The sequence below is a fragment of the Paenibacillus campi genome, assembly GCF_034659835.1.
Lineage (GTDB): Bacteria > Bacillota > Bacilli > Paenibacillales > Paenibacillaceae > Saccharibacillus > Saccharibacillus campi.
Genome location: NZ_JAXSQZ010000003.1, coordinates 581,093 through 606,719 on the forward strand (window position 1 = coordinate 581,093; position 25,627 = coordinate 606,719).

At 43.5% G+C, this 25,627-nt stretch carries 22 protein-coding genes; 7 read left to right on the forward strand and 15 right to left on the reverse strand.

The window, feature by feature from the left end:
• Window positions 1-12: 12 nt before the first annotated feature.
• The 8 genes from U1I11_RS11055 to U1I11_RS11090 form a co-directional block, all read right to left on the reverse strand.
• Window positions 13-528: a DUF4178 domain-containing protein gene (locus U1I11_RS11055; RefSeq protein ID WP_322906162.1), complete on the reverse strand. Its 516-nt coding sequence runs from the start codon at window positions 526-528 to the stop codon at window positions 13-15.
• 99 nt (window positions 529-627) lie between these two features.
• The gene (locus U1I11_RS11060; RefSeq protein ID WP_322906163.1) at window positions 628-1,032 is read right to left on the reverse strand and encodes a DUF350 domain-containing protein; all 405 of its coding nucleotides are present in this window, start codon (window positions 1,030-1,032) and stop codon (window positions 628-630) included.
• A gap of 307 nt (window positions 1,033-1,339) precedes the next feature.
• Complete coding sequence (locus U1I11_RS11065) at window positions 1,340-2,011, reverse strand: PspA/IM30 family protein (RefSeq protein ID WP_322906164.1); 672 nt, start codon at window positions 2,009-2,011, stop codon at window positions 1,340-1,342.
• 691 nt (window positions 2,012-2,702) lie between these two features.
• Complete coding sequence (locus U1I11_RS11070) at window positions 2,703-4,349, reverse strand: copper amine oxidase N-terminal domain-containing protein (RefSeq protein WP_322906165.1); 1,647 nt, start codon at window positions 4,347-4,349, stop codon at window positions 2,703-2,705.
• A 781-nt stretch (window positions 4,350-5,130) separates the two neighbouring features.
• Window positions 5,131-6,156: an NADH:flavin oxidoreductase/NADH oxidase gene (locus U1I11_RS11075; protein ID WP_322906166.1), complete on the reverse strand. Its 1,026-nt coding sequence runs from the start codon at window positions 6,154-6,156 to the stop codon at window positions 5,131-5,133.
• 62 nt (window positions 6,157-6,218) lie between these two features.
• Window positions 6,219-6,437, reverse strand: coding sequence for a hypothetical protein (locus U1I11_RS11080; protein WP_322906167.1), 219 nt, complete (start codon window positions 6,435-6,437; stop codon window positions 6,219-6,221).
• A gap of 182 nt (window positions 6,438-6,619) precedes the next feature.
• Window positions 6,620-7,342, reverse strand: coding sequence for an amino acid ABC transporter ATP-binding protein (locus U1I11_RS11085; protein WP_322906168.1), 723 nt, complete (start codon window positions 7,340-7,342; stop codon window positions 6,620-6,622).
• Window positions 7,329-8,789 carry an ABC transporter substrate-binding protein/permease gene (locus U1I11_RS11090; protein WP_416235615.1) on the reverse strand — a complete coding sequence of 487 codons (1,461 nt, stop codon included), beginning with the start codon at window positions 8,787-8,789 and terminating at the stop codon, window positions 7,329-7,331. The genes U1I11_RS11085 and U1I11_RS11090 overlap by 14 nt, the downstream gene beginning before the upstream one ends.
• A 263-nt stretch (window positions 8,790-9,052) precedes the next feature.
• Between U1I11_RS11090 and U1I11_RS11095 the strand changes: the two genes are divergently transcribed.
• On the forward strand, window positions 9,053-10,240 hold the full coding sequence (locus U1I11_RS11095) for a M20 family metallopeptidase (RefSeq protein WP_322906169.1): 1,188 nt from the start codon (window positions 9,053-9,055) through the stop codon (window positions 10,238-10,240).
• Between the two features lie 98 nt (window positions 10,241-10,338).
• Complete coding sequence (locus U1I11_RS11100) at window positions 10,339-11,424, forward strand: glycine-rich domain-containing protein (protein ID WP_322906170.1); 1,086 nt, start codon at window positions 10,339-10,341, stop codon at window positions 11,422-11,424.
• A gap of 132 nt (window positions 11,425-11,556) precedes the next feature.
• Here the strand turns inward: U1I11_RS11100 and U1I11_RS11105 are convergent, their stop codons facing one another.
• The 4 genes from U1I11_RS11105 to U1I11_RS11120 form a co-directional block, all read right to left on the reverse strand.
• Entirely contained in the window at window positions 11,557-12,150 is a 594-nt protein-coding gene (locus U1I11_RS11105) for a hypothetical protein (protein WP_322906171.1), read from the reverse strand.
• 910 nt (window positions 12,151-13,060) lie between these two features.
• Window positions 13,061-13,258: a hypothetical protein gene (locus U1I11_RS11110; protein WP_322906172.1), complete on the reverse strand. Its 198-nt coding sequence runs from the start codon at window positions 13,256-13,258 to the stop codon at window positions 13,061-13,063.
• Window positions 13,259-13,903: 645 nt separating this feature from the next.
• Window positions 13,904-14,371, reverse strand: a complete 468-nt coding sequence (locus tag U1I11_RS11115; RefSeq protein WP_322906173.1) for a GNAT family N-acetyltransferase — start codon at window positions 14,369-14,371, stop codon at window positions 13,904-13,906.
• Window positions 14,372-14,591: 220 nt separating this feature from the next.
• Window positions 14,592-15,248, reverse strand: a complete 657-nt coding sequence (locus U1I11_RS11120; protein ID WP_322906174.1) for a hypothetical protein — start codon at window positions 15,246-15,248, stop codon at window positions 14,592-14,594.
• Between the two features lie 267 nt (window positions 15,249-15,515).
• On the opposite strand from U1I11_RS11120, the gene U1I11_RS11125 reads away from it, so the two are divergent.
• From U1I11_RS11125 to cydC, 5 genes are all read left to right on the forward strand, one after another.
• The gene (locus U1I11_RS11125; RefSeq protein ID WP_322906175.1) at window positions 15,516-16,766 is read left to right on the forward strand and encodes a hypothetical protein; all 1,251 of its coding nucleotides are present in this window, start codon (window positions 15,516-15,518) and stop codon (window positions 16,764-16,766) included.
• Window positions 16,767-16,956: 190 nt separating this feature from the next.
• The gene (locus tag U1I11_RS11130) at window positions 16,957-18,324 is read left to right on the forward strand and encodes a cytochrome ubiquinol oxidase subunit I (protein WP_322906207.1); all 1,368 of its coding nucleotides are present in this window, start codon (window positions 16,957-16,959) and stop codon (window positions 18,322-18,324) included.
• Window positions 18,321-19,334 (forward strand): cytochrome d ubiquinol oxidase subunit II, encoded by a 1,014-nt coding sequence (locus U1I11_RS11135; protein ID WP_322906176.1) that lies wholly within the window; start codon window positions 18,321-18,323, stop codon window positions 19,332-19,334. The genes U1I11_RS11130 and U1I11_RS11135 overlap by 4 nt, the downstream gene beginning before the upstream one ends.
• A 13-nt stretch (window positions 19,335-19,347) precedes the next feature.
• The gene (gene cydD, locus U1I11_RS11140; RefSeq protein ID WP_322906177.1) at window positions 19,348-21,261 is read left to right on the forward strand and encodes a thiol reductant ABC exporter subunit CydD; all 1,914 of its coding nucleotides are present in this window, start codon (window positions 19,348-19,350) and stop codon (window positions 21,259-21,261) included.
• Window positions 21,258-22,976 carry a thiol reductant ABC exporter subunit CydC gene (cydC, locus tag U1I11_RS11145; protein ID WP_322906178.1) on the forward strand — a complete coding sequence of 573 codons (1,719 nt, stop codon included), beginning with the start codon at window positions 21,258-21,260 and terminating at the stop codon, window positions 22,974-22,976. Before cydD ends, cydC begins: the two co-directional genes overlap by 4 nt.
• A 285-nt stretch (window positions 22,977-23,261) precedes the next feature.
• Here cydC and U1I11_RS11150 read toward each other — a convergent pair whose 3' ends face one another.
• The 3 genes from U1I11_RS11150 to U1I11_RS11160 all read right to left on the reverse strand — a co-directional run.
• A complete protein-coding gene (locus tag U1I11_RS11150; RefSeq protein WP_322906179.1) occupies window positions 23,262-23,507 on the reverse strand; it encodes a DUF6953 family protein in 246 nt (81 codons plus the stop codon).
• Between the two features lie 699 nt (window positions 23,508-24,206).
• Complete coding sequence (locus U1I11_RS11155; protein ID WP_322906180.1) at window positions 24,207-24,866, reverse strand: hypothetical protein; 660 nt, start codon at window positions 24,864-24,866, stop codon at window positions 24,207-24,209.
• Window positions 24,867-24,881: 15 nt separating this feature from the next.
• The coding region (locus tag U1I11_RS11160) for a polymorphic toxin-type HINT domain-containing protein (RefSeq protein WP_322906181.1) at window positions 24,882-25,627 on the reverse strand (746 nt) is incomplete at its 5' end.

Consider the following 25,627-nt stretch of genomic DNA (forward strand, 5'->3'; position numbering starts at 1 on the left):
CCGTCTTCGCTCCTAACTGGCACGAATCACGCGCACATCTGCGTTCAATATCCATTCGCCTTCGTATAATGTAAACCGTCCACCTTGCCATTCGATACGTAGCAATTTGCGATCATCCGACTGATGCTGCCATACGTATTGTTCACCATTGGCAGCTCCCGGCAATACCGGCGTACGCCCGGTGCACATAACTGTACCGCTATATTGCTCATCCAAATAATAATCCGTACCATCCATCTCGATATGCGTCGGCACTTCATTCGGATTGTCCAGCCCACCATCGATCGGCTGATAGAGCGCATACCGGAGCTGCTCTTGCAGTTCCACATGCAAATAGCTAATGCTTGCTCCATCCTGCAATGTGAGCATGACCGTATTGCGTGCACGATTGCGCGCTGTACCTACGACTTCATACGTTACTAACGATACTTCACAAATATCGCCCACCTGCAAATCAAGCGGGCTTTTTTCCGGCTTTGGCGGCTCCGGTTTGGATATCAAATTTGTAATTCGTTTCCATAATCCCATTACAAGTCTTCCTTTCGCATCATCTCGGTCTTATTTATGTTCATGTATCTACGCATTGTCGTTTGCGTTTCTAGCTCCCTACCTAACTTCCAGCATCTATTACAACGACGCCGAAATAATAAACGCACCGACAAGCTGCAAACTACCACCCATCATGCCATGACCGAGCAATCCTTGACGTGTACCTTCATCCAGATCAAGCCCAGCAATCGATTTGAGCAGCAAACGCGCCGCCTGTTCCAAAATAAGCAGGATTACAAATGCAACGATCGATACAAGCACAGCTTCCCATAAGCTCCATGACGTATTAATCGATACCGACAAAATATAACCTTGTGCAAACAGCTTCATCACTAGCCGAATTGCAACCGCCGTATTGCCGGCTTTAATTTCAGCAATATCTTTATACTTCGTAAATAACGAATCCAAATACATCAGTACAGCTAGCAGCACTGCACCTACACCGGTCCATACTAAAATTTGCAGCAAAATATCCCAGCTCATCCGCCTCAGCCTCCACATCATTCATCAGTTGTATCCATGTCCATATTTGCAGTTGTCCAACATCGTGTTTAATGAAAAAATTTTGCGCAGCAACAAAGTATAACATTATGTTCGATGGCTATGTTCGATAACAAAAGCCGCAAAAAAACGAAGGAAGAATCGAAGGCATGTTACTAATTATGCTCGTGACATGCTCATTCTGCTTCCTTCGTCCATTATGTTACACCGCTATTCAGCTTATATCGAGATACAGCTTCGCTATGTGTAATATGCTGTTATGACAGCGCAATATGCAAGTTGCGGATCGTCAAGATTTTTTCTCGTACTGCTTCATCAGCGCAGACAGCTCATCTTCAACTTCCTTATTCGTGCCAAGCGCCTGAATTTCATCATCCAGCGATTTGCCTTTTGTGTTCATTTCGTTGCTTGCTTCAGCATGAGCTTCCATTTGCAGCATTTTATCTTCCATCCGCTTCATACCAGCTGTAGCCGAATCGGCGCTGAAACCGTTCATCGCTTTGTTAATCTCAGTTTGCGCTTTGGCTGCATTGTAGCGGGCAACGAGTGTTTCGCGTTTGTTTTTCAGCTCGTTTAGCTGCTTGCGCATCTCGTCCAGTTTGGAACGAAGATTGTCGGCTGCCGCCTTGTTTTGATCAAAGTTTGCTTTATACTCATCACGCTTCGCTTCCGCACTTTTCTTTTCTTCCAGTGCGCGACGAGCGAGATCAACGTTTTGTGCCTGTGCAGCGATATGCGCTTGTTCCTCGCGCTTTTTCACCAGTGCATCTTGTTCTTCGTAAAGCTGTTTAAAACGTTTCTCAATCGCAATTTGCGATGCAACCGCTTTTTCCGCATCCTCCAGATCAGCCGCCATATCGCGGATATACTGATCCGTCATTTTGATTGGGTCCTCTGCCTTTTCGATTAGAGCGTATACATTGGACAGAGTAAGATCACGCAAACGTTTGAAAATAGACATAGATTGTTCCCTCCACATTAAATAATTAAGATGCAAAACATAATGCAGCCTACCGAATACATGCAAAAGCAGTATGACTTGCTATAGGAGTTATACGGACAAATATACATAAGGTTCCATGTAAGCTAGTATACCATTTACATGTGCACCAATCTACATTCAGTCCATTTGTTATCCAATTAGGAAACACAGCTCAGAACGATAACATTTTCTGTTTGAATATATTATGCTGCAATCGTATTCAAAAGTACTATACATTTACCCAATATAGTATGCGTTTGATTCGGGTTGGATTCATTTTAAATTATAATAGGACTTTAGTCTATATTAAACTATGAAAATTAACATTTTTGCGTACATATGCATATTGAAATCGATCCTTCACGATGATTCGTTCATGATGATTTGTTCCTAATTGTAAGGGCAGTTTGTCTATACACAAAAAAAGGGAAACGGCTGGGGGACCGTTTCCCTAAATGTTTGGCTTCATGGGAAAGCCATATATTCGGATAGTTGGATGGTCGTTACGCTCTGCCCCTCTGGACATGGAGAAGGCAAAGGTCATGCATCGTACAATCTGCAATCGATCTTAGGCATGGAATTGCAGAATCACACTAGACAGCCAGAATTCGATGAATTGGTGAAAATTTACGTTTAGCCTGTAATTCGCTGTGACTCCATCATGCTACACTTACATCGATTTGGTCAGTGTAATGGAACCGTCAGCCGTATTCCATTTTACATTCCAACCGAGCAGCTCGGTGATCGAACGCAGCGGCACTACCGTTCTACCGTCTTTGTTAATCATTGCTTTGGCAGACAGTTTCATGTTTTTGCCATTCACGACAACGGTATCTTTGCCGATCCAGAATTTCATAGTGTCAGAACCTGCCATAACTGTAACTTCATTAGCGGCTTTGTTCCATGTTACTTTAGCGCCGATGCCTTCACCCAGATAACGCAATGGGATATACGTTGTTTTACCAACTTCCATTGGTACGGTATCCATCATTGTTGTTTTGTCACCGATTTTCAGTGTTTTGCTGTTCAGCTTCATCCAGACCATCATCTTGTTATTCATCGATGTGGATGGTGTAGTTGTAGACGGCGTTGGCGTCATGGAAGCCGTTTTGAATTTATCAGGGAACTGTTTCACAATCGCGCCACCAAGCGCTTCACCGATACCAAACATCGTTTTGTAGCCTTCACGGTCAGCTTTGTACTCTGCTGCATAGTCTTTGGCTGCATAATCGTTAATAACTGCTTGTACTTGACCTTCATGCAGCATCAGTGCTTGTTCAGCTGCGGAAGCTGGCAAATTGTTAGCTGTTGCTGTACCGAGGAAAGTAGCGAATTCTTTTGTAAATTGATCGATCCGGTTTTTCACGGAATTCAGTGCGGATTGGTCATCTTTTTTCAGTGCATCGACATAATCGCTTTGTGCTTTAATATGATTCGTTACCCAAATTTGTTCAAATTGGTCGGCACCTGCTTGACCATAGATCGAAGCGATCGCTGCTTTGAAATCAGCCGTATTGCCTGCTTCCGCATTGATCCATGCGTCCGATGCTTGTGTTTTGCCGTCATATTGCTGCTGCATTTGCATGACAGACAGTGCAAAGTGTTCAGCTGCCAGATGGTTCAGTGCAGAGCGCAGATCAGCTGCTGGTGTATCGACACTGGTGTTATCAAATTTCGCTGGATTTTGAGCAACGATCGCGCCGGACAGTGCTTTACTTACGACGAACATCGTGTTCAAACCTTCACGGTATTCTTTGGCAGCACCTGTATAATCACCGGCTACATATTTTTCAAATACATCTTGTACTTCGTCTTCATGCAGACGCAATGCTTTTTCGGCTGCTGCTTCTGGCAATTTATTACCGGTTGCTTTAGCCAGGAAAGCGGCGAATTCATCGACAAAACCTTGTACTTTTGCTTCCGCTTGTTTTACGGCTGCTTGATCGTTCATTTTGGTCGCTTTGACCAGTTCATCTGTGTATTGGTTGTGAGCACGGAAAATACGTTCGAACTCGGTAGCTGCTTGTTTGCCGTAGATAGATTCGATGGCAGGTCCCATATCGATTGCATTTTGATCCAGTGCTTTATATGCTTCTGCTGCATCCGGTGCACCTGCATAAGCTTTAGTCATCGCTTCAACTGCCAGCTTAAAGTGCTCGGATAAAAGATAGTCCAGTCCAGCACGCAAATCCGCTGCTTTTGTGCTTACTGTTGGTGCCGTAGTCATCGTTTGATTCATGTCTGCCGCATACGCTCCGGCTGCGGGTACCATCAAAGATAAGCTCAATACAGGTGCGATCATTTTTTTCATTTTCATGTTGTAGGCTCCTTTGTTAAAAATGATTGGTGTTGACTGTTCCTATCTCTATCAACGCGGACGGTTTATGTTTGGATCACTTCTTCTACAAAAAAGATTTCAAATTTTTAACCGATCGCTGCAAATACTACCCCAAAATCGCACAACTGTGCCGGATTAGCGGGGTTTAATTTTTTTAAAAAAAGTTATTTTCAAGCGATCAATCGATATAGCAAAAAAGCCATTATTCCGAAATTACATAGAATAATGGCTTTTGTTAAATTCGTTTTTTAGATTAAATATGCTCGATTCAAATAAATAGCAGTAGTAAGGTTCCTGAGTTCTTACGACAATTACACTTTTCTAAAACAAAAATACAAATATAATAAAATAAAGTGTATGCCCTTCCAGCTAACTAAGAAGTTCGTTTCTATAAACAATACAAGCCTCGAATGATCTGTATACGATATGACAGCTCATTTGTTTGGAGCATTTCAACTATTTGAGTATAAATTATAGCTCGTCTGATCTAAGTCATAGCTCGCTCTGCCCTAGTTTAATGCTAGTAGAGCCTATCCAATTGGCATCATGTAAATGACTACCCTTCTTATTAACCAAACTCCATTACGTTCTACCAGTTTCCCTATCAAAAAAAGCAGTTACACGATAGAAAACAAAAAGCAGTTACACAATGGAAAAGAGCAGCTACACCCAATTGTAGTGTAGCTGCTCGAATTGATCGACTGATCGTTCACTTGCTTGGATGATCCATTGCTTTGTGTAGCGGATCACAACGATTCATTTAATGATAACCGCGCAGATAAGGCACCGGCACATCGGCTTCTGCGCCGAGTGCTTTAGCAGCATGGACAGCCCAGTACGGATCACGCAACATCGCGCGCCCGACCGCTACTAGATCAGCTTGCTCCTGTTCCAGTACACGTTCTGCATCGGTATATTCATCTAGCAAACCGACAGCGATGACCGGCATATGAAGTTGTTGTCGCAGCGTCGCCGCCATCTCTACCTGGTAAGCCGGGCGTACTTGCATCGCTCCTTTACGTGCAGGGCCTTCGCCGCCAGACGATACATGCAGCAGATCGACACCAGCATCACGATAACGGCGGCATGTTTCGATCATGTCCACTACCTCATAACCGCCTTCAACGTATTCGCGCGCTGATACACGCATAATGACAGCCATATTTTCCGGTACAGCGGCACGAACCGCTTGTACGACACGCTCGCCAAATAACGGCAAATCTTGACCGTATTCATCGTCGCGCTGGTTGACAAGTGGAGAATGAAATTGATGAATCAAATAGCCATGTGCACCATGAATTTCAACGGTATCAAAACCAACTGCCACCGCACGACGTGCTGCTTCACCATATGCAGTAATCAGTTGTTCGACCTCGGCGCCAGTCAGCTCATGCGGCTCCTTATAACCATCACCATCATAACGCACCGCCGATGGAGCGACCGGAGGATTGGCATCCTCTGCTTTACGACCTGCATGTCCAAGCTGAATACCGATCGCGGTGCCATAGCTATGAACGCCATCGACAATATGACGCCATGCTGGAATAAAATGGTCAGCCCAAATACCGGTATCCTGATTCGTAATTCGTCCGTCTGGGTGGATAGCCGTCATTTCAGCAATGATCAGCCCGGTGCCGCCAACCGCACGGCTAATATAATGAACGTTATGCCATTCGCCCGGCATTCCGTCGTTTGTCTCTACAGCATACTGACACATGGGTGGCATGACGATCCGATTTTTCAAGTTCAAATTTTTCAATTGATACGGTGTAAATAACTTCGCCACAATACGTCCCTCCAATGGAATACATAAATATCGTTCTGCAATGGTAATTATTATATACTATATTACGAAAAATAACAATAAACAGACACTTCCACTTCCACTTCCACTTCCACTTCCACTTCCACTTCCACTTCCACTTCCACTTCCACTTCCACTTCCACTTCCACTTCCACTTCCACTTCCACTTCCACTTCCACTTCCACTTCCAGCATAATGGTGACGTGAACAATAGATGGAATACAAGTACATAACATGATGTGCACTACAGATACATAAATCAAAAAAGCACATGATCCCGCAAGCTATAATAGCAGCAGAATCATATGCTTTTTAGTTAAATTTGCACATACGGTAGACAGGTCAATGGTAAGCCTGTTGCGTATTATAAAACATTTTGAGTCGTAAATAACTATTGCCCATCTCATTTATAATAGTACAGGCAAATCATAAACCGTACACTTTTTTACAACACTTTACTTAAGAAATCCTGTGTGCGCGAATGGGATGGAGCACCAAATACTTGCTCTGGCGTACCTTGCTCCACAATCTGCCCGCCATCCATAAAAATAATCCGATCGCCTACTTCACGCGCAAAGCCCATTTCATGAGTCACGATGACCATCGTCATGCCCTGCTGCGCAAGCTTTTTCATCACTTCCAGCACTTCGCCAACCATTTCCGGGTCAAGTGCAGACGTTGGCTCGTCGAATAACATCACATGCGGTTGCATCGCGAGTGCGCGTGCGATCGCAATCCGCTGTTTTTGTCCACCGGACAACTGGTTCGGATACGCATCCTTTTTGTCGGCAAGACCGACCGTTTGCAGCAAATCGAGCGCAATCTTTTCCGCTGCCGCTTTATCGGTCTTTTTCACTTTAATCGGAGCGATCGTTAAATTTTGCAGCACCGTTTTGTGTGGGAACAGATTAAAATGCTGGAACACCATACCCATTTTACGACGAGCACTGTCAATATCATATTTACGCGCCGTAATCAGCTCATCTTCAAAATAAATCTCACCATCAGTCGGTTGTTCCAGCAGATTGAGGCAGCGCAAAAATGTACTTTTACCCGAACCACTTGGTCCGATCACAACTACAACTTCGCCCTGAGCGATTTCGATATCGATGCCATTCAGTACTTCATTTTTGCCAAACGACTTTTTCAGACCTTTAACGTTTATCACTTACACTCCATCTCCTTTCTACCATACCGAGCAGTTTCGATAATACAAATGTCATTACAAAATAGATCGCTGCCGCAATTAGCAATGGGTACAGTGCGGAATACGTAATACTGCGCACCGCTTGCGCCTGAAACATCAGATCAGCGACACCGATAAACGACACGATCGACGATTCTTTAATAATGACGACAAATTCGTTACCGATTGCTGGCAACACGCTTTTGATCGCCTGTGGAACAATAATATGGCGCAGTGTCATCCCATAAGACATACCGAGTGAACGTGCCGCCTCCGTTTGACCGCGATCAACGCCTTGAATACCGGCACGGAAAATTTCAGCCAAATACGCCGAGCTATTGATCGACAGCGTAATAATACCGGATTGCAAGACGCTAAATTCAATATGGAACGTTTGCGCGATCCCATAGTGAATAATGAGCAATTGCACAAGCATCGGCGTACCGCGAATGACTTCGATATACGCCATCGCGATCCAACGCAATGCGCCCACATTGGACAGACGTAGCAATGCAACGATCAGACCAATCAAAAAGCCGAACAATACGCCCAATGCAGATAGTAACAACGTGTACTGAATGCCTGTTGCATAATAATGACGATAATCCCAGAAAATACTGAACATATTGTCCGGTTCTGCTTTTTCGTCCGAATTTAGGGCAGTCGCTGCCTGTACAAACTTTGCTACCGCATCGGTCTTTTTCAATTCTGCCAACGTGCCGTTAATTTGATTCAACAGTGCGGTATTGCCTTTTTTGACCGCGATCGCCATTTCGGTATCGCTATTCGGAATTTGTGCTGCCGTGATCGCAAGATCGCTATGGTTAGCGACCTGACCGTCCGCTACCGGGCCTTCCATTACAGCAGCGTCAACCCGTCCGGATTGCAGCTGTAACACGACATCGGAAATTTTATCGACCGATGTAAGCTTGGCACCTTGTATGTCTTTGGCGATGCCTTCTTGAATCGAGCCTTTTTGCACACCGATCGTAATACCTTTTAGACTATCAAATGTCGCATATTTATCTTTATCTGCCGCACGGGTCATAATGACCTGACGTGATACATAGTATGAATCCGAGAAGTCGACATTTTTGCGACGATCTGCTGTCGGCGTCATACCGGAGATGATCATATCGATTCTGCCGCTGCTTAGCGCAGGTAGCAAACTGTCGAACGGAATATCCTGAATTTGCAATTGCGCACCCATATCAGCGGCAATGCGTTTCGCCAGCTCCACATCGGAGCCTACAATCTGATCTTGTCCATTGATGTTTTTGTGGAATTCATAAGGCGCAAAATCCGCGCTCAACCCGACCACAATCGTCTTGCCGGAACCATCTGCGGCAGACGCCATTGTCGGTACAATCATAAAAAATAGCATCAGTATGCTCATCACGCATCCTAGCCACGGTTTAAGTACTTTCAACCTTCTATCTCCTTTACATCCATATAATTTTGATACGCTTCATTAGCGCTTTTTCCCGGTAACTCATAGGCAACCGGGTTATTATAAATGAATTTGTATGATTATTCAATGGTTTTATCATTAAAAATGTGAATGAAATGTCACAGCAACACTATGTACATTTTAATCACTTGATACACGACTTGCCTAAGCTTGCATGCTATACTGATAGCAGAAAACACGCTCTGATTTTCTACATAACAGTTTTAAAGGAGAATTTCATCATGAATACGACGCTACTCAAATCACAGCTTCAACAAGCGATTCGGCAACACGAACTAGAATTCAAATCGGTATCTATGTATATCGGACAAAACCCCGAACTGGGCAATGAAGAATACAAAGCATCCGCACGACTAAAAGAACTGCTTGCTGCACACGGCTTTACCATCGAATCATCTGTGCTCGGAATTGAAACAGCATTTATCGCCACCTATACCGCCACCAAGCCCGGCGCAACGGTTGCACTAATGTGTGAATATGATGCGCTGCCTGAGATTGGGCATGCATGCGGTCATCATCTGATCTGTATGATGAGTGCTGGCGCGGCGATTGGCTTGAAATCTGTACTCGATGAAATTGGCGGTACGATTCGGGTGTACGGTACACCTGCCGAAGAAACACGCGGTGCTAAAGTGCCGATGGCAGCAGCCGGTCTGTTTGATGATTGTGATTTTGCGATGATGGCTCATCCATATTATGCGTATGAGGAATCCGGCATTTCGCTAGCGATGGATGCGCTACAATTTGAATATTTCGGCAAATCCGCTCATGCAGCCGCTAGCCCGCAGCATGGCATTAACGCGCTTGATGCTGTGTTGCAATTGTTTAATGGCATTAATGCGATGCGTCAGCAAACCCGCAGTGATACACGTATCCACGGTATTATTAATCAAGGCGGTGTAGCGGCGAATATTATTCCAGATTACGCTTGCGCGCAGTTTTACATTCGTTCTGCCAGTCGCACGTATACGAATGAGCTAGTCGAACGCGTCAAACAGATCGCTCATGGTGCCGCACTCCAAACAGGCTGCCGCATGGACATTTCCAATTACGAATATTCATATGATGAAATGGTAACGAATCAAACGCTGTCCGCCGCATTCAGTCAAAATTTGCTTGCTCACGGTATACGGCGCGAAGACATCCAATCCGGCAAAGATGCAGGCTCACTCGATCTTGGCAATGTATCGGTTCGCTGTCCAGCTATCCATCCGTATATTAAAGTGACCGATGAACAACACGAGCTGCATAGCATCGGCTTTCGCGATCGTGCACAAGAGCCGCAAGCATTGGAAGCGATGCTGTTCGCCGCGATCGTATTAGCGGAAACGGCATTTGATGTGATGACCGAGCCGGCGCTATTACAGCAAATCCGTAACGAATTTCAGCAGCGGACGGAACAGGTATAACCGCTAGCCGATGTCAAACAGCAAGCATACGATTTAATCTTATTAGCTTAATCGTACCAACAATGCGGCTCATCCATTATGAACACAGGAGGCTATCGATGATGAAAACGATTTTGATCATTATTGCGCTCATGTTAATCGGTTATATAGTGATTCGCAGATGGAACACACCAGAACGCCAGGCGGAAAAGCGCATACGGGAAAATGAGCGCTTTTTTAATGCAATCGATCCACCCGATGCGCTCGTTCCTGCCGGACATCCGTGTGAAGCGCTTGCCAACAAGCTGGAAGCATCGATCCCTGCGCATTATACAGCGCAACTATGGCAAAGAATCCAGAGCAAGCATCCGCATATGTCGGATCGTGAATTTGAATGGCGCTGGCATGAGATGAAACGTTATTTGCTTATTTGTGCCTTGTTTCGTGAAGTTCCGATGTTCAGCTCGCGCATCGATGATATATGGCATGAAATGCTGATGTTTACGCGGAAATACGAGCAGTTTTGTCAGCGCTTTTACGGCTATATGCTGCATCACTCTCCACATGGCGGCAGTGTTTCACAGCCGGATCAGCGCGCTCTGTTTGACTGGGCATATGGTGAACTGTTTCCACTCGAACGAGCCAATACGAAGCTGTGGGGCAGCTTTTTCCGTCATCCGCTCCCTTCATCGATAATGAATGAGCTGCTGGCATTTAGCGAACATGATCCACAACAGTCGCTATTTAACAGCAATATGTTCCAGCGCAGCCCGGAAGCACGTGCAGGCATATTGTATTTGCACCGCCGCTTTGTTGCACAAAGCCAGGCAGCATTGCGCGGAGACAGACCGGACAGCTCATCGCCTATGTACAATAGTAATAGCTCTAGCGATATGTACAACAATTCAGTGTACGGATTAAGCGCTGCCGGAGCGGCATGTGTGTATTATTCGTATTTGCCACCAGCAGATTTTTCCACTTGTGTCGATCCGTTTCTGCCTAATGAAGCGCGCGAGCAGCAACCAAATGGTGGCACAAGCAGTTCATGCGGCACCGGTTTTACTAGCGATCATTCCAGCAATAATAACCATCATGGAGGTGGGCATGACAGTGGTGGACATAGTCATTCTTCATGCAGCAGTTCATCTTGTAGTAGCTCGTCTTGCAGCAGTAGCAGTTCCTGTGGAGGCGGCGGAGGCGATTAAGCGGAAATACGTAAGTGGGCAGCTGATTTGGATTTTATAGTAGTACTACCCCGTTACGCAACAAACAACCTCCTACATAAATTAGGAGGTTGAAACATACGCTCGCTTCATTAAAATTGCATATTATCCATTTTACTTCGTAATCCTTAATGTAAAGACTTCCACATTTTGCGGAACATTAATGCTGTATGTCAGTCCATTCGCAGTCACTTTGCCGGAAATCGTTTTTTTCTTTTTGCCTGGGTTTACTTTAGGTACTTGATTAATTAAAGCGATCACTTGCTTTTGCACTTGTTCGACTTGAGCTTGCGGGTTCAAAATGTGAACGAGCGTAATGACTATTAACAAACGCTCAATGCCGATATCACCCACTCCATCTTCCAATTCAGGGTTATACTTGTCAGCATAGTACATATCCGATTGGAACGTCAGGTTTTTCAAACTATGGTCTGGATTCACTTCTCCGAACAATTTATATCCGCCTGTTGTGTCATCAAATGTCGCACTAAATTGCTTCACCCCATTGACCGTCTTCACATCATATTTTTTGATATGGTAAAAAGAACTGGCAGATTGCTCATTATTGAACTTTTTCACAAAATTGGGCACCGAGCTATAAATAGACGCTGGCTTGTTTGTAGCAGCATGAATTGTACCCATCGGACTAAACGCAACGGACAACAAAATACTCAAGGCGATCCATACATAAAACAGTTTTTTATTCATTGTGTCCCCTTTTCCAAGCTGAAATTTGCATACACGCTACTACAGTCAATTGATTGCGATCCCGTACTGCATTTCGCAAACTTTAAACATCCTTTTCTTAAAACATATACTTGATGCACGCAGACCGATTGTAGCTGGAGGGCAGCAAATTGGCATACACTTAGCTTAGAGCGTATACGCAAACTTAGCACATTAGGTCAGCGACCACCGCGGTACGCAGCCTATGTTTACGTACACAATTTAGTAACTTGCCCCGCTTACATGCAATGTCTGATGGACTACATCGTATGAAAAAACACTGGAATCGTAGCCTTAGAACAGCTCTGCTCTGCCATATCAAACTACTTATTTAACGCGGTCAAGCTACTAGTACTCTGACCGAGATTAATCAGAGTGTTGAATCTGTTTTAAGATCGGATTGATCAAGACTTCAGTACACGATCAAAATTAACATTTAACGCGGTCAAGCTACTAAGGCGTGTCTTCAAACGGCTTCGTAGGCAGTTCGCTGCGTTTTTTTATTAGATTACGCTTGTATACGCAGCTCCACTCACTTAAAACGCGACCCACTTGAATAATAACATGACAACGCGGAAGGGTTGAAGACACTGCTTAGTAAACGATTATTTTTGCTATACACAAAGCGCATCTTCACCAATTTGTGCATACGCCCTCTACTCGCTGCTCACCTAACGATCTGTATACATCACTTCAAATGCTCAGTCACTTAATTATAAAGAACATCAACATAATATAAAACAAAATAGTTTACGATCATGGCATCAATTTGAATATTATTGATAAATATGTAGTGTTTATGCTTAATTTTGCTTGCTTATAATCCATTTATTGGCATCATTGATGTGGACAACGAGCCTAGTACTACATTTATACGGCTACTACAATTCAATTATGTATGCAGCAAAGAAACAATAAACACTGTTACTACAAGCATCCATCCCAGCTTCACGAATAATTGTTGTAACCGACTATGCGGCAAATTAACGATAACGATTAGCAATACTACAGCTGCGCCGATCATAGCGGCAATCGCCCTTAATAAAGGGTAGATCGTATCAAACCATTGCCCCCAGTCTTGTCCATACATTCAGTAGTCCCTCCTCATTAACTGTTATCGACATGAACAATCCGATTTGCCAATCAATCGAACCAATGATACTGCCATATATCTCATCTTATGTGCACTAACTTACAATTGAATTATACAAAGCGTTAACGTTTAGCTAGGTGACAACATATAGTGCTGGCGCATGATCCGATCTGATTTTGCACAACCAAAAAGGCAACTACTTTTTACAGTCGCTGCTTAAGATCAAAGTGCAGATCAGCCATTATAAGCAATAATGTGTTGCATTAACTTCGTCTGTTTTCATCCGCTGGATAGCATGGCATCACATTAGCGCATTGCACATTGAGCCTTAGCACCAATCCCTTAACTTCAGCTTGGGCAAGCTTAAACTTTTTATAATTTATAATCTATAATCTTCATTTCTATGCTGGATCGATCAGCTTGTCTCTTGACATGCATCATGCAGCACATCGTTTGCCTGTTCGCTGATTGAAGCTGCAATTTGTGCACGGCTCCTTAAACTTCCAATCGTGCCGTCTGCTTCAATATCGCGCCGGATATTTTGTACAATTTTGGCACATTAGCTAAATTCCATTTATTAATCTACACAGTACATTATGATGATAAAGCATAGTAAATAAACGCACATAATACTGTCCTATTTTATACTTGCGGTACACTCAAAAAATAGTGATAAAACTCCGTATCTTTTACAAAGCCAAACTTTTCATATAACGCTTGCCCGTTTACATTATCCGTAGCAGTTGATAAGGCTACGCCTTTAGCTTTAGTTTGTAGTGCCCATTGCTTCCCCTGCTGCAACAACTGCTCGGCAATCCCTTGTTGGCGATGTTCTTCTCGTACATACAAATCATTTAACACCCATAATCTTTGCATCGAAATAGAGGAAAACGTCGGATAAAGCTGCGTAAACCCGACAGCTTGTCGATCCGCAAGCGCCCGTGCGATAAATATAACGGACTGTCCATAATTAAAACGTTGCCACAAAAACTGTTTGGCTCCCTCCACATCGGAAGGCTGTTTATAAAACATACGATACCGATCAAATAATGCTGCCAAATCATCCAAGTCATGGATCGTAGCTTGAGCTACCGTATACGCTAGGTTCATCGGTAAAATCCATCCTTTCTACGAATCAGTTACATTTCTCTGTTACCAAATCATTATAGTTCTGACTGCTCACCTACAAATAAAGTATAAACGAGTAGCCTAATTTGATAAATGATTGCTATTGCATATGTAAATGGCGAACAAGCTATACTATTAACTGCAAATTGAATAAATGCCTGATCCAATCAAAAAGACCAATCTTAAATTGGTCTTTTTGCACTTATTTATAATATGAACTTGGATAAATAATCGTATCACTACGCTCGGCTGCAGCAATCGCTTGCGCAGAGATTTCTAATTTATTAATTCCAGCAAGATTGATTTCCACTTCTGTGACACCGTTAGCTTTGGAAAATATTACTTTTTGCAATGATTTATGCGTGTCTCCATTTACAAAGCTAATGATCGAGTCGGCATTCATCGCTCGAATATCCAGTACCAACTTCTGGTATTTACCGGCTGGCGTAAGATCGATCCGATTTGCGCTGCGAGTCAAACGAATGACCTGTTTGTTAGCGTTACCATCTGAATTAACAAACACTGCGTCTTTCGTCAGACCCGATCCAAAAGCATACTCAATCGGTTCGCTTAACAATGGAACTTGATCCAATTTCTCGCCAAAATTAATAACGCCTGTTTTGGTGTCTGCTGTAATCGCGGTGTCTAACGCTTCACTAGCCACATCAATCGGAATATACACCATATTATTAATAACGATCGGCTGCGATTTCGCAGTCGTTTTCATCGCGTATCCGTTTACATTATATTTAAAACTTTTAAAAATGCCTTGCACGGTACTGCTTGAAGCAGCATATGTACTCGTACCTCCCAACAGCAAAGCTGCTGACAATAACGCAATCGTTTTTAATTTACTCATTTACTTAGCTCCTCTCTTTTATATATCGATTATAGTTTCAGCGAACTATATAATCAATCTATTTATACTGTTTTTTTAACCAGTTCAGCAATTAATTGTTAGTTATAATTTTTAACAATAAAATACGTATGATCCCGATTTTATCCATATACAGGATTGAAATGGACTTCCACTACCGTTTATGATGTAGTGGACAATACACATATTGTAAATTCGCCATCACTTTATTAAGCAATCATTCCACAAAAACGGAACGAGGTGAGCTATTTGTATGCTAACGAACCTTTAAAAAAAGACAGTCCGCCCAAAACTCCTGCTCCCGTATCAGACCCTTCTCCTGCAATCCATTCAGGTTTTAAATCGTATCCTCTACGCCAACTTCAGCAATATATAGGGAATCAGGCAACACGACATTACATACAACGAATGTACGCCGGTGAAGAAAAACAAGCAGAACAGGAAAAACAGGAACAAGCCTGGACACAACCTTATCATGTCATCTTTGAAAAATTAAAAGCAATCGAAGCAGCGCTATCAGCTGAAGATAAACAAGTAGCTTCCAAATTACAAATGCTTAAACAAACATATGATCAGGCTGCAAATACAATAGAAAAATTAAAAGTAGCAGACCAATTATCCGCTGACTCCAATGCATTTTCTGATGACGCAGCTAACAAACCATTGCAAGAAATAAAACGAGTGCTCACCAAATTTCCACATGTTATTTTAGAAAAAGATGATGCAGTCAGCTTAGGCGATTTAATAACTTATATCGATGCAATCGATGTTACTAAAACGAGAGAAATCGGCTTGTTAAACATAACAGACAACGAAAAGAAATCCCAAAGAATGGGACTTTTTATCGGTCCTAACAAACCCGGGCTTGCAGGTGCAGGCGCAAGTGTAGGTGCACCTGGTTCAAGCTCACTAGGATTCGAAAACTACAGTTCCAACTTTATTGCGCATACTCATCCTCGTACACTTGCCACGCAAAAGGCACATACGCAAGAATTAGCAACAGATATACAAGGTGCTCAAAGTATGGAAATTGTTCGTGCAGCAAGTGGTGAAACGCTGTTTTATGATCAAGAAGGCGCCAAAAATCAGCCCGCAACAGACCGTCCTGGATTTACTTCTGAGTTAAGAGAGCCTACCCAGACGAAAGATAGGATTACTTCATTCACTAACTTGCCATCATCTAAAAAATACAAGCCCGACATCCCTGAGCCTAAAGATGAAGATAAGGACGCTTATATAGCAAAAGCAAACCAAGAAGCTAAGGTCATTTGGCAAAACGTAATGAAGGCACAGAAGGCTATAACAGAAGATCGTTTAACAGTCATTCAATTCAACGCTAGCTTGTTGGAAATGAGCACAAATTACAAAAAACTGGAAGATGCTAATCTTGAAACTTTTAAAGAGTGGCGTGAAAAATTCCCAACCGAAGATAAACCGGTTGACGTAGATGAATTTGATCCACTTGATCCATCAAATTTTGCGGGTGTGAACTGGGATTGAAATTTATATCATACACGCACTCCCTATGCACAATAACCCTAAAGGGCTATTGTGCATTTTTTCACTAAATCGCCTTAAATCTTTGATTTTTATTTGAAAATTGTAGCAAATGTCACATCTAACGCTGCAAAATTGCTACGCTATGCTCATATTGAATCGCCATTATGCCACTACGAAAGGATTTCAGATGATGATGATTGATACGGTATTATGGAGTCGGTTGGTGACCGGATTAACGCTATCGTTCCATGTGATTTTTGCAACAATCGGTGTTGCCCTCCCATTGATGATCGCCATCGCTGAGCTGGTAGGGATACGCAAACAAGATTACCATTACACATTGATGGCTAAGCGCTGGACAAGAGGCTTTATTATTTCAGTCGCGGTCGGCGTTGTGACCGGTACAGCGATTTCGCTTCAACTAGCGCTCGTCTGGCCGAACTTTATGCAGCTTGCTGGTAATGTGATCGCATTGCCGCTGTTTTTGGAAGTATTTGCGTTCTTTTTTGAAGCGATCTTTTTAGGCATTTATTTGTATACGTGGGAACGGTTCCGCAACCCTTATCTACACTGGTTGTTAACGATCCCGATCGTGCTGGGCGCTTCGATGTCCGCCTTTTTTATCACTACCGTGAACGGCTTTATGAATCAGCCGGACGGATTTGTATTACAACACGGGCAATTTACCGCTGTTTATCCGCTGCAAGCGATGTTTAATGCAGCTACACCGTCCAAAGTTTTTCATGTACTCACATCCGCTTATATGACCGGTGCTGCACTGCTGGCAGGCATTGCCGCTTTTTCGATCTTGCGCAAAGGGACTTCAGAATATACGAAAAAAGCGCTCAAGCTGATGATGAGCGTATTGCTTGTATTTAGCTTTTTGACGGCAGTTGCAGGCGATACGGCGGCAAAGTTTCTCGCGCAGTATCAGCCGGAGAAATTAGCTGCTGGCGAATGGCATTTTCAAACCGAAAAAGGGGCTGACCTGATTTTCCTCGGCTGGCTGAATGCCAAGCATGAAATTATCGGGGCATTGCATATTCCGAAGGCGCTCAGCTTTTTGGCATTTGGTCATTTTAATGCTGAAGTGAAAGGTTTGAACGAGTTTCCTGCTAATGAACAGCCGCCATTATGGATTCATTATATGTTTGATTTTATGGTCAGTATCGGCTTTATATTGCTGGCGATTTCAGCGATCTTTTTCTTGTTTTTGATTTGGAAAAAGCGCAATGAATACAATCGTTGGCTGTTGCGCTCCATCGTGCTAGGCGCACCGCTCGCCTTTCTCGGTATCGAATTTGGCTGGTTTTATGCCGAAGTAGGACGGCAACCGTGGATCATTCGTGGTTATATGCGGGTTGAGCAAGCCGCTACTACATCACCAAGCATTATGCCGCTCTTTTTCCTGTTTTTGTTGCTGTATATTATACTCGGCACATTATGCATCATTGTACTGCGCCGCTTGTTCCGCAACAATCCAGCCGAAGTAGAATTGGAAAAAATAGCAGCAACACGCGCACAGATGCTGAAAGAAGAAGGTGAACCCCGGTCATGAATTATGAAATTATCGGTATTTCGGTGTTGTGGATTTTTTTGTACGGCTATTTGATTGTCGCTTCGATTGATTTTGGAGCAGGTTTTTTCGCTTTTTATGCGCGTGCAACAGGCAATGACCATCTCATTAATCGGCTGATTGCTCGTTATTTGTCACCGGTATGGGAAATTACGAATGTGTTTTTTGTGTTCTTTTTTATTGGACTGATCGGATTTTTCCCGGATGCAGCGCATTATTACGGCTCGTCATTGCTCGTACCAGGCAGTATTGCGATCGTGCTGATCGCTATTCGTGGCTCGTTTTATGCGTTTGAAAATTATGGTTCCAACAAGAATATCGTGTTTCTATTTTTGTACGGCGCTACTGGCTTGCTTATTCCTGCCTCGCTGTCGGTGGCGCTTGTGCTGTCTGAAGGCGGATTTATTGTAGAGCAAAACGGCATCGTGACACTTTCATACATGAAGCTGCTCACAAGCCCACTGGCGTGGAGTATTGTCGCGCTGGCGATTACGTCGGTGCTGTTTATTAGCGCTGCCTTTCTTACTTTTTATGCCGAGCGAGCAGATGACCAGCCTGCGCTAAAATTGTTACGTAGTTATGCGCTTTTTTGGAGTACACCGACAATTATTGCGGCGTTTACCGCCTTTTTATATTTAAGTCAGTACAATGCACGTCATTTTCAAAATATGATGAATTTATGGTGGTTGCTCGGATTGTCGGTCGTATTTTTCCTAATCGTATTGTGGCTGCTGTATAAGGAACGTCATTATGGTTGGGCATTTATTAGCGTTATGCTGCAATTTGGCTGTGCCTTTTTCGCTTATGGGATCGGGCATTATCCGTATATTTTGGACCCGTACATTACAGTTCAAGGCAGCGCTACTGGGGAGGCGATGGGCATTGCTTTAATCGTCGCATTTATCGGTGGGTTATTGTTGCTCATTCCGTCGCTCGTGCTCGTATGCCGATTGTTCTTATTTGATGCTGATTATGTGAAAGGCAAACGTTAAGGAGGGATAAACGATGAAACCGAAAGCCGGACTGTTATACGAATTGATGCAGACACAGACAAAACGTACCGGCTGGATACGGCTATTGTCGGTCGCACTCGGTCTGATGACGATTTTGCAAGCTGTGCTGCTGGCGCAAGCGGTGCAGTACATTTTTGTAGACGCTGCCCCTGTACGGTTATGGCTGCCTGTCATCGCAGCATTGCTTATCGTAATGCTGCTGCGTACAGCGATTGCTTATCGTAACGGTGCTATTGGGCTACGGATTGCAGCTGATGCCAAACGTACATTGCGCTCCACATGTTTGCGCTCGTTGACGTCACAGCCGCTGCTGTTCGCACGGCAAGGTCAGACGGGCAGCAAAATCAGCATTGCGATGGATGCGGTCGATGAAGCCGATTCGTATTTTAGCCAATATACACCGAAAATGATCGAAGCTTCGATCGTACCGTTGATGATTTTGGGATGTGTCTTTCTGTTGCATGTTCCGTCCGGACTCATTTTACTGTTTACAGCTCCATTTATTCCGTTGTTTATGGCGCTGATCGGTATACAAACTCGGCAAAAGTCTGTCGAAAAGTTTCAGCAATTGGCACAATTTTCCGGTACGTTTCTTGATTCGGTACAAGGTCTGCTCACCCTAAAACTGTTTGGACGCACACAGACGCAGCAAGCGCAAATTGCACGATATAGCGGATCGTATCGTGATTCAACGATGGGCATTTTGAAAGTTGCGTTTATGAATACGTTCGCCCTTGAAACGATTGTGATGCTAGGCATTGGCATTGTCGCATTGGAGCTTGCTTTGCAGCTCGTCGTATTCAAAACGATGACGTTTCATATCGCCTTTCTCATTTTGCTGCTCGTACCTGAATTTTACAATTTGCTCAAAAATGTCGGTATCGCTTTCCATAGCGGACGCACCAGTCTGGGGGCGATTCGTACGATTGAAGCGCTGCTGGCAGAGGAGCCACAGATCGTTACCACAGCGCAACTTATACAGCCACCAACACAACAACCGAACAACCAGAACCAGATTTGCTCTGACACGACGATCCATCATTGTGCAATTGACGATACGATACATCGGTTACAGCCATCGTCTTTCAGTAACGATTGTAATGATGCAACCTATACTATAGGACAGCATCAACAGCAGGCAGCTTCTTCCATCATCGCATGGCAGCAGCTTCGCTTTTGTTATGGCAGAAATGAAGCAGCTTTTGTACTGAATGCAGGTTCCTTGCACATTCCATACGGGCATAAAGTAGCGATTGTCGGTCAAAGCGGAGCCGGTAAAACAACGCTGTTGCATCTGATTGCCGGTCTGCTTCAGCCTTCCTCTGGTGAAATTCGTTTTAACAATCAACCGTTAACACCGGATCGAGCAGCAGACGGGTTGGCACAAATGAGTTATATTACCCAGCATCCGTATATTTTTGCCGGGACGCTGGCGGACAATATTGCGATCGCTACAGATCGTGACGTATCGCGAGCTGAAATCGCTGCCGCTGCCCAGTCTGCCGGGCTGGAAACGCTCGTGGCAGCGCTTGAACACGGCTATGATACGGTCGTAGGCGAAGGCGGACGCGGATTGTCAGGCGGTGAGCGACAACGATTGGCTCTGGCACGAGCTTTTTTGAAACAACCATCATTGCTTCTGTTCGATGAACCGACGGCTGGGCTTGATTTGCATACAGAACAAATTTTACTGGAATCGATTAACAAGCTGGCTCAGCAGGCAACCGTCATTACGATTGCTCATCGCTTGCATACGATTCGCCATGCCGATCTGATTCTGTTTATGGAGCAAGGCAATTTGCTCGCTACCGGTACGCATGATGAGCTACTCGCCACATTGCCACAGTATGCGGCAATGATTCGTCTGCAACGACCGCATCTACAACGTCAGGAGGTGTTGTTATGAACGAATTATCGATCTTTGCACGCGCGATGGTACAAGAGCGTAGGGACGTTGTAATCACGATTATGACCGGCTTTATCGCTGGTATTGCCGGGGTTACATTATTTTCCTTAAGTGGATATTTGATTTCCAAAACGGTCTTTCTGCCTCCGTTATATACACTTATTTTGCTCGCTGCGCTCGTAAAATTACTCGGTTTGGTACGCGCTGCCAGTCGGTATGGAGAACGTCTGTATTCCCATCGCGCGACTTTCTCGCTGCTTAGCCGTTTGCGCACGACCTTTTTCGCCAAACTTATTCCGTTGTCGCCGCAATGGTTAGGTCGGCAGCGCAGCGGCGAGTTGCTGGCGAAAATCGTTGGCGATGTGGAAAGTTTGCAGTTTTATTTTTTGCGTGTTGCTTATCCGCCGCTAATTGTAATCTCCGTTTTTTTGACGACCGTAGCGGTGACGTCGTTCATTTCGGTATGGATTGCACTCGTCTTCGTCGTCGGTATGATCATAATCGCATTTGGCGTACCGGCTATCGTTCGGCGCAGTCAGCATAAGCAAACCGACGCGGTACATCAGCTATGTGCTGCACTGGCGACCGATTCAGCAGAGATGATGTATGGATTTATCGATCTGAAATTATATGGTCGGCTAGCTGCACAAGAGCAGCATATCGAACAGATTGCAGACGAACTAGCTGCTGCACAACAGCAAGCCGCTACTCGCCTATTACGTGGGCAGTCGCTGCATTCATTTATGACCTTTTTTATCTCATGGCTCGTCTTGCTCGTTGGTGCAATATTAATTATGCACGGCTCGATGAATGGACTTTTTCTCGCCATGCTCATTATGACCGCGATGACTGTATTTGATGAAGCGGCAGCGATGGCAACATTGCCTGCTTACCAAAAAGATAGCGAATATGCTGCCAAACGACTCCACACTGTACTATCTGACATGAAACTCACCAAACGAGCATCTGCATCCAAACAACTGCAACGTCACCAGCCTGTTCGTATCGATATAGAAGACGTTTCCTTTCGTTATGATGAAGACTGGCGCTGGACATTGCAACATATCTCACTGCATATTCCTGCCGGTTCCAAAACCGCCATCGTCGGCGCAAGCGGTTCGGGCAAAACAAGCCTGCTTGAATTGTTGCTCAAACTCCATCCGCTTGAGCAAGGACAAATTTGTATGAATACGATCCCGCTTGAGCAACTAAACGAGGAAAGCATTTGGTCGAATGCCCGCGTACTGTTACAGCGCAATCAGTTTTTCAATGGCACTGTGCGCGACAATCTGTTGCTGGAGCAAGACGGTATCCCTGATACTCATTTGCTAGCGTTGTTGGATCAAGTTCAGCTTAGTCACAAAAAACTGGATGATCCAATCTTGGAAAAAGGCGAAAACCTGTCTGACGGTGAAAAACAACGTCTGGCATTAGTGCGCATTCTACTGCGATCCGGTTCGTTATGGCTGCTTGATGAACCTACATCTGCGCTCGATTATGCAACCGAACAGCGTGTATTGGAATTGTTGTTTCAACAGGCTCAGGGAGATACAGTCATTATGGTCAGTCATCGATTGACCGGATTGGAGCAGATGGATCAGATTATTGTCATGGATCAAGGGCGAATTGCAGAAGCGGGCAGTTATGATGAGCTGATGCAGCGTGGTAGTTATTTGTATCAATTGAAACAATTGGAGCTGGAAATGATCGGATAAGTGCGTGGTGTTATGCTTAGACTGGCTAGTAGCTTGTATCAAATACATTTACGGTTTGTTGATCTAACCATTGCTTGATAATGAATAGGTTAAGGTACGTTTAAACACCATTTCCATTTGAGACAGCCTACTGGCTAGTTGGATGTTGGTATAAATGAACGAAAGCCGAATGAGTGCGAAGTCCAGCTCGTTCGGCTTTCGTTATGATTTGGAATAGTATGTGTATGCTTCGTACAATTACGTCACAATGTTATTTTGAACAGGTAGATAGATTGCGCAGGCTGCCTACGTCCACGCCCAGAAAAAACCATCTCGATCCCAGGCGATTCTGCCACCATGTTGCTTGCGGAAAGCTTTTTTGATCTCTTTGGATAACGATATATTTCCGCCTTCACTCGTAAATAAGTATGCTTCGCCATACTGTGCACGTACGTAAGCAATCGCATCTTCTTGTTTTAATGTCCCCTGATTTTTGGTCTGCTCGACCATCCATTCAGCGATATGTTGTTCTGTCGTTTTGGCATCTGTCATTGGTGTTGTCCCCTTTAGTTGGTTGTATGGATTGTGATCTGGATATTTGAGGAGAGTCGGATACTCCTCTTGAGAAAGTATACGTTAGTATTGGTATTTTGCAATATGGGGGCAGTGTTAGGGCGTTTGTTATTGTATGTTTTGTCTTGTGTTCTCAATCAATGCGATTTCTACGAACATGTTCTCAACCAGCGTCATCTCCTGTTTGAACGTTAGCTCTCCACATCTCATCTCCTTTTTTATATTACAATCTAAATGCTCGCCTATCAGTACTGCTATAACCAATAAGTGTGCCATTCTCTGTAATCTCTTTCGCATTTGGTCCAACCCAAGCCCTACCTACTTCCCATACATCTGCTCTAGTTGAACTTCTTAACGTAGATAAACCTTTTGGTGACTGTTAGTCAAGTCAACCCTTCAAAAAACCAGTCATTGTTTTATCTCTACTTTTACTGCTGGCATCTCATTTAATTTTCTAGGCATAGATTTAGGGTTGGTCATAAATAAGCCAGTCATACATTTCGTAAAAAATGAACAGCTTATAATAAAAATACGTAGAAAATGCCTGATTTTGCATTGTTCAGCAGATTGGAAAGTAGTCTTGTTCTATTTACGACCGCTGCCCAATTCATTCGGCACTGGGTGGGGCTAAAAGAAAGACCTTGAGGAATTGCAGCCCCAAGGTCATTAAACATTATATTAGTTAATAGATATGTTTGTCTTAAGTCCCAATTTGGGACTTATATTGATATAAACTGCTCCCTGTTCATCAATAAAGAAAGCCTTCCAATCATAATTAGCTTTTTGATCCAAATAAATCGAAATCTCAACACAACTACTTCTTATTTTTGTTATGCCATTGAATTGAATGTCGTCCCGTATTGAAATTAAATTTTCAAATAGGTATTGATACTTTTCTTCGCTATATCCTACAGTTTTTTTTAGTATCTCTTTTCTCATTGATTCTAATTCTAATTGTTCAAAATAGATTCCACTTGATAAAAACCAATGACAAAGAATATCGGAATGATTAACAGCAGTTATATATTCTTTATCATCTTCAAAGTCATAACCAAGTTCATCCCATAGTTTCATTAAGCTGGATTTGGAAAAGATTATTTGTTTTGCATCTCTAAACTGCTCGTTTACAGGTAATAACAGCAAATAATCTTCTATATTCTTCATACGGTACAAATACTCTACTCCTGATAAACCGAAATTTAGCTTAAATTGAAGAACACCATCTACGGAAGTTACTAAACTATAAGCGTAACCCTCATAGATCATCTGTGAATCTACCTTTAAGGTAACTATTCTGTCTGTACCTTCACCTTTTATTGTATAAGTTAAACTATTCATCCTACACCTCTCAATTTATGGAATATCCTTCAATGAAGGAAGGCTATTTGCTTTTGAAAATCTCGCCCAGTCACTACTAGGAATAAACACCCTGTGAATGATTGTATTATCCGATGGTCTAACAGTAATATGGTAAACTCCATCTTTACCATTCATACTACCAGTTAATAAATATTCTTCCCTTCCATCTGCACGTAATAATGTCGGCTTTTGTGAAAGTATTTGTTTGTCAAAAGATGTCGGGAAGTTATGAGCTGTAGGGTCTTTTTTCATCTTCTCTAAGACTGACGGGCTATAAGAAGGGAGACAATCACCTCCAATATTATGAACCCAAATACTCAAGTTGCTTACAAAGTAGGTATGGAAGTCAGCAACAGTAAAGTTGTAGACCTTGACCTTTTCTTCGTGCTTAACAATCTTGATGTTATGAATCGTCAAGGTATTTCCATTGCTCTGTTGTAATCTATCCCCCACCTGCAAGTCTAACGCTAGCACCCAACCCTTACCATCTACCCAAAATGGATGATTATCCGTAGTCTCAATAATTTGATTGCCCACCGACAACTTATAGGTAGTGTCTTTCTCATTGCGATGAAGGGCAATAACTTCCTTGTAATCCTGTTCACCTGTTACTTCATTCTTCGAGAGAACCTTATCTCCGACTTGAATGTCTTCGATATTCTTCTCCCCTTCGTCTGTTTGGACTTTGGTTCCTGCAGTGAAGCAATTGCATCCTTTCGCTGCCTTAGCAATCGCTGTAT